Annotated in this window: 1 protein-coding gene; it reads left to right on the top strand. The window is 76.8% G+C overall.

What is annotated here, in order from left to right; all coding sequences use genetic code 11:
- A partial coding sequence (locus HCJ92_RS24085) for an NsdA family TPR-like regulatory protein (RefSeq protein WP_245241228.1) occupies positions 1 to 1,163 on the top strand: 1,163 nt, incomplete at its 5' end.
- Positions 1,164 to 1,367: the final 204 nt, after the last annotated feature.

Here is a 1,367-nt window from a genome sequence, read left to right on the forward strand (position 1 = left end):
CCTTGCCGACCTCGGAGAGGAACTTCGCCCGGGTCCAGCGGGTCACGTCGGCCGTCACGGTGAAGGTGCCGTACGCCCCGGCGCACGTCCTGGGCGTGCGGGGGCTTCCGGGGGGCCCGCCCGCCCCCCGTGCCGTGCCCGGGGCCCCGGGGCTCCCGGGCCAGTTGCGTCCGGTGCTGCGGGTACCGGAGCAGGGCCGCGGCAGGTCCGCGGCCGAGGTGGCGGTCGCGCACCGCGACCGGACCGAGCGGGGGCCCGGCCAGCGGGTGACCGCCGGTGACATCGCCGCCCTGCACTCGGTCGCCGACCTCTTCCGCAAGCTCGACAACGCCTACGGCGGCGGCCACGCCCGGCAGGCGCTGATCCGGTACCTGGAACACGAGCTGGAGCCGTTGCTGCGCGGCAACTACAGCGAGCAGACCGGCCGTCGGATCTTCGCGGCGGCGGCGGACCTCACGCGCCTGGCCGGGTGGACGGCGTACGACATCGCCGCCCACGGCCTGGCGCAGCGCTACTTCGTGCAGGCGCTCCGGCTGGCGCAGGCAGCCGGTGACCGCGGCTACGGCAGCTACGTCCTGGTGTCGATGTCGCGGCAGGCCGTCTACCTCGGGCACGGCCGGGAGGCGGTCCAGCTGGCCCGCGTCGCGCAGCAGGGCACCGCGGCCTCCGCGCCGCCCGCGGTCCAGGCACTGCTGCACGCGGCCGAGGCCCGGGGCCACGGACTGCTCGGCGAGGTGCGCGCCTGCACCGCGTCGCTGGCGCGGGCCGAACGGGCGCTGGAGGCGTCCCGGCCGGGTGACGAGGTGCCGCACTGGGCCCGCTTCTTCGACGAGGCGCAGCTGGCCGACGAGTGCGGGCACTGCCACCGTGATCTCCAGCAGCACCGGGCAGCGGCCCGTCACGCGGAGCGGTCGCTCCAGCTGCGGGGCCCCGCGTACGCACGCAGCAGGCTGTTCTGCCGCGTCGTGCTGGCGACCGCGAGGCTGGGGCTGGGCGAGTTGGAGCAGGCGTGCGCGCTTGCTTCCGAAGCGGCGCAGCAGGCGTCGGAGATGCGTTCCGTCCGGGCGCACGAGTACATCCACGACTTCGAGCGGCGGCTGGAGCCCTACCGGGACGCGGCGGTCGTCCGCAGTTACCGGGAACGGGCCGCGGCGGTCCGCTGAGCCGTTCGGGGAACGGCGGGACGAACGAGTGGGAAGGCCGGGCCGGAGGGGCGGCGCGGCGGCCGGGCGGGTGGGTCCGGCATCCGGGGTGGGGTGGAGCATCCGGAGTGGTCGTCGACGGGACGACGTGACGGACGGCGGGACGCGCGGGGGCGCCCGCCGGCCGCATCGGGCCGTGGTCGGCCGGGGTGGGCCGACCACGGG

The sequence above is a fragment of the Streptomyces spiramenti genome (genome assembly GCF_012034385.1).
Taxonomy (GTDB): domain Bacteria; phylum Actinomycetota; class Actinomycetes; order Streptomycetales; family Streptomycetaceae; genus Streptomyces; species Streptomyces spiramenti.